Below are 3,655 nucleotides of genomic sequence, written 5' to 3'. Positions count from 1 at the left end.
GCCTGCGGGTCGGCGACCTCGTCGGCCGTCACCAGCCAGGGGCCCAGCGGGTTGAACGTCTCGCAGTTCTTGCCCTTGTCCCACGTGCCGCCGCGCTCGATCTGGAACGCGCGCTCCGAGACGTCGTGCGCCACCGCGTATCCGGCGACGTGCGCGAGCCCCTCCTCCGCGGAGTCCAGGTACCGGGCGGTGCGCCCGATGACGACGGCGAGCTCGACCTCCCAGTCGGTCTTCTCGCTGCCGCGCGGCACGAGCACGGTGTCCTCGGGCCCGACGACCGTGTCCGGCGCCTTGAAGAAGAGGATCGGCTCGCCCGGTATCTGGGCGCCGGTCTCCGTGGCGTGGTCGTGGTAGTTCAGCCCGATGCACACGATCTTGCCGATCCGGCCGAGCGGCGGACCCACCCGCAGCCCCTCGGCGTCGAGCACGGGCAGCTCCCCGGGCGAGGCCGCGGCGGCCCGTACCCGGGCGAGCGCGTCCTCGTCGGCGAGCAGCGCGTCGTCGATGTCGGTGACGATCCCCGACAGGTCACGCAGGGTTCCGTCCTCGTCCAGCAACGCCGGACGTTCCGCACCCGCTGTACCCACACGAAGCAACTTCAACGGTCTGTCTCCCTAGGTCGAGATCGGGCCCGTCGGATGGGTTGCGGCCATCGCAGGCTTGTCCGATCCTCCAAGACATCCGATCACTCCGCAAGACCCTGTTCACACACTGGACCGGAGCACGCGCGGACGCGACTACGCCGCGGTGGCCATGGCGGCACCGGCCGCCGGCATGTCGCGGTACAGGTAGGCCCGCTCGATCGCGGTCCAGGTGGTGCTGGTGACGACGTACAGCGCGGCGGCCAGCGGCACGAAGGCCACGGTGAAGAGCGTGAAGAAGGACATCAGCGGCATCACCTTCGTCATCGCGCCCATGCCCGGGACCGGCTGCCCGTCGGGGCCCGTGGCCGGGGTGACGGGGTTGGCGGCCATCTGGCGCTTGGTCCGGCCGTAGTTGAACGTGGCGACGGCGGCGACGATCACGAACAGCCCCACGTACACGAGGCCCTGCGCCCCGAACATCCCGCCGTCCGCCAGCGCGTCGCGCCAGCGCTCGCCGAGCGGGGCGCCGAAGAGCTGGTGGCCGAGGAGTTCGTTGGCCTCGTCGCCGATCTTCGTACTGGAGAAGAGGTGGTAGAGCAGGAAGAAGGCGGGCATCTGCAGGAGGCTCGGCAGGCAGCCGGAGAGCGGGGAGACCTTCTCCTCCTTGTGCAGCTCCATGAGCGCCTTCTGCATCCGCTCGGGGTTCTTCTTGTGCTTCTTGCGCAGCTCGGCGATCTGCGGCTGGAGCCGCCGCTGCGCCTTCTGCCCACGTGCCGCGGCCCGCGACAGGGGGTGCACGGCGAGTCGTACGAGTGCGGTGAACAGGACGATCGCGGCGGCGGTGGACGCGTTCTGGAAGAGCGGGTGGAGCGCGTCGGCGAGCGCGCCGACCAGGCTGGCGAATGCGGACATGAAGGCGGACATGGATGAGCCCTCCGGGGGTCTCGTCGTGCCGGGAAGGGGATCGGAAAGGGATCAGCTTCGGCATGACGGTCCGCGCGGGGCGCCCGTACGTACGCGCACAGGGCGTACGTACCTGGGGCGGAAAGGAGGTGGAGAGAGCCCTACGCGGCCGTCAGGAGGGCATGACCGGGGGCTCGGGGGCGGCGGCGCCCCTTGGCGTCGGGGTCCCGTTGCGGGAGGAACGCGGTGCGTTTCTCCCGGTCACGCATGGCGGTACGGACCCGGGTGCGGGGCACCGGGGCGGCGCAGCGCGCGCTGATGACCGAGCAGGCGACGAGCGCGGTGCCGGCGGCCGCGGTGGCGGCGAGCGCCACGGCGGCGGAGAGGCTGCCGCCCTCGGCGAGCAGGACCTCGGTGAGGAAGAAGAGCAGGATTCCGGCGGGCCTCAGGACCCGGGCGAGGCCACCACGCATGCGCTGCCTGGCGCTCACGTCCATGGTTCCTCCCCCTTCCGTTCTCCTGTGGCAGCCCGTTCTCCTGCGGCCGCTGTCGCGCCGCTGTCGTGCGAACGCTCTTCCGCGGCGCGCGATGCGGGTCCGCACGGCACTTCAACCTTTAACCGTTATACACGATCGGCTTTCCGGGACAGCTCTTCCTCGTGCTCGGTCCCGTCCTCGATCTCGTCCCGCGCGAGCACCTCGTCGTCCGGCCGTTCGTCGTGCTCGCGCGGACCTGCGTACGTCACCGCCAGCGCGACGGCCAGGTTGGCGCCGAGCGCGACGATGCCGGCGTTCACCCCCCACACCGGGTCGTTCTCCGTGAACACGAACCCGCAGACCACACCCACCCCGACGACCAGCCCGCTCATCGCCCCGAGCAGCGTCAGCCGCCGCCACATCAGCCCCAGCAGCACCATGGGGAGCAGCTGCGCCATGCCCTCGTACGAGATCAGCGACAGCCGTACGAGGGTGTTCGGCGCGGTGTACGTGAGCAGCAGCGCCAGGCCCCCCGCGACCACGACGACCACCTGGGCCGCGCCCTTCTGCCGCCGTTCCCAGCGGGGCACGAGCGAGAGCACGCTGCGCCCCCACATCGTGCCGATGACCAGCATGAAGACGGCCATGGGCACGATCGAGGAGAGCGCGGCGGCGACGCCGATGATGCCGACCGACCAGGCCGGCAGCGAGTCCACGACGAGCTTGAAGAGCGCCAGGTTCGACTCGGCTCCGACGAGCCCCGGGACGACGAAGAGGGCTGCCATGCCGAGCAGCATGGGCACGAACAACAGCACGTTGTAGGCGGGCAGCCACATCGCGTTGCGCCGCAGCACGTCGGCGTTCTTCGCGCCGAGATAGCCGGCGACGGTAGTCGGGAAGATCACCACGGTCAGCGAGTTGAGGAACGAGGTCGTGATGAACCAGGCCTGTCCGAGGCCGCTGTCCCCGTGCCCGGGGAATGTCAGCCACTCGCTCTTCTCGGTGACGAGCCGGTCGAGGAAGGGCCCGTAGCCGTCGAAGTAGTGCATGGGCACGTACACGGCCAGGAAGCCGAGCGTGGCGATGACCAGCACGTCCTTCAGCACGGACACCCAGGCGCTGCCGCGCAGCCCGCTCACCACGACGAAGCCGGTGGTGACGGCGAAGGCGATGAAGTAGGCCCAGTTCAGACTGATGGCCCCGTAGGAGATCGTCGAGACGACGACGCCCATGCCGGTGATCTGGAGCTGGATGTACGGGAGCAGGAAGACGGTCGCGAGGACGGCGACGAGCGCCCCGAGCCAGGGCCGGCCGAAGCGGTGCGCCACCATGTCGGTGATCCCGACGAGTCCGTGCTTGCGCGCGTACGCCCAGAGCATGGGCCCGACGACGTACCCGACGGCGTAACCGCAGGACATGTACGCGACCACGTACAGGACGGGCGCCCCGTAGTTGTAGCCCCAGCCGGCGGCGCCGAGGTAGCTGAAGCTGGTGTAGCCCTCGCCCGCCATGAGCACCCAGATGAAGACGGTCCCCAGGCTGCGCCCGCCCACCGACCACTCGGCGAGCCCACCGCCCTCTCCCCCGCGTCTGCCGCGCACGGCGAACAGCCCGAGGGCGACGGTGGCGACCATGAAGACCCCGAAGACGGAGGTCGCGACGGCGGCGTTCACCGGCGGTCACCCCGCCGGG

General features: G+C 70.3%; 4 protein-coding genes. All 4 read right to left on the bottom strand.

The annotated features are described in order from the left end of the window. Positions 1-602, bottom strand: a 602-nt coding sequence (locus JGS39_RS37925; RefSeq protein WP_219574321.1) for a fumarylacetoacetate hydrolase family protein, incomplete at its 3' end; no start/stop codon positions are given. Positions 603-737: 135 nt separating this feature from the next. After that, complete coding sequence (locus JGS39_RS37920) at positions 738-1,508, bottom strand: YidC/Oxa1 family membrane protein insertase (protein WP_219574320.1); 771 nt, start codon at positions 1,506-1,508, stop codon at positions 738-740. 140 nt (positions 1,509-1,648) lie between these two features. Further along, positions 1,649-1,984 (bottom strand): DUF6412 domain-containing protein, encoded by a 336-nt coding sequence (locus JGS39_RS37915; RefSeq protein ID WP_219574319.1) that lies wholly within the window; start codon positions 1,982-1,984, stop codon positions 1,649-1,651. 125 nt (positions 1,985-2,109) lie between these two features. Next, a complete protein-coding gene (locus tag JGS39_RS37910) occupies positions 2,110-3,636 on the bottom strand; it encodes a sodium:solute symporter family protein (protein ID WP_219574318.1) in 1,527 nt (508 codons plus the stop codon). Positions 3,637-3,655 lie beyond the last annotated feature (19 nt).

It is taken from the genome of Streptomyces poriferorum (assembly GCF_019399235.1).
Lineage (GTDB): Bacteria > Actinomycetota > Actinomycetes > Streptomycetales > Streptomycetaceae > Streptomyces > Streptomyces poriferorum.
This window is presented reverse-complemented; position numbering and strand designations above follow the sequence as displayed.